The following is a 573-nucleotide window of genomic DNA, read 5'->3' as shown; positions in this document are numbered from 1 at the left end:
CCAGAAGTAGATAGTCTAACCCTCGGGAGGACGTTTACCACGGAGTGATTCATGACTGGGGTGAAGTCGTAACAAGGTAGCCCTAGGGGAACCTGGGGCTGGATCACCTCCTTATACGATTTAGAACTTATTTGTTCGTAGTGTCCACACAGATGATTGTTAGTTAGTTTTGCCCAGTGGGTTTAACTAATTAATATGCTCTTTAAAAATTTGGAAAAGCTGATAATAAAATTCGTATGAATAACATTGTTATTTGTACAGAGTTTTCAAAAGTAAAAAAGAATGATAGCAGTATCATTCAGTGCCATTTAATTAACGTTTACGTTGATTGATTGGTATCTACTTTAGTATTCAATATTAACTTCTGGCGAAGTTAAACTGTCACTAACGTATGACTGGATCTAACGATTTAGTATTGCGACGTGTATTTGATACTTAAGCAACGCCGCTGATATTTTTGTCGCTGGGCGCATAACGTGTTATGTAACCAAGCAAAAATTGATAGCAAGGCAGCATAAGTAACAAAGACCAAGCAAGACCCGTTTGGGTTGTATGGTTAAGTGACTAAGCGTA

The 573-nt window shown here is 38.0% G+C and carries 1 rRNA gene; it reads left to right on the top strand.

From position 1 onward, the window contains the following. Window positions 1–114 (top strand): 16S ribosomal RNA (locus ADS77_RS21370); the annotation flags it as partial. Between the last annotated feature and the right edge of the window lie 459 nt (window positions 115–573).

The organism is Pseudoalteromonas porphyrae, assembly GCF_001298125.1.
GTDB lineage: Bacteria > Pseudomonadota > Gammaproteobacteria > Enterobacterales > Alteromonadaceae > Pseudoalteromonas > Pseudoalteromonas neustonica.
Note: the sequence above shows the minus strand (reverse complement) of the source record. Positions and strands in the feature narration are given on the sequence as shown.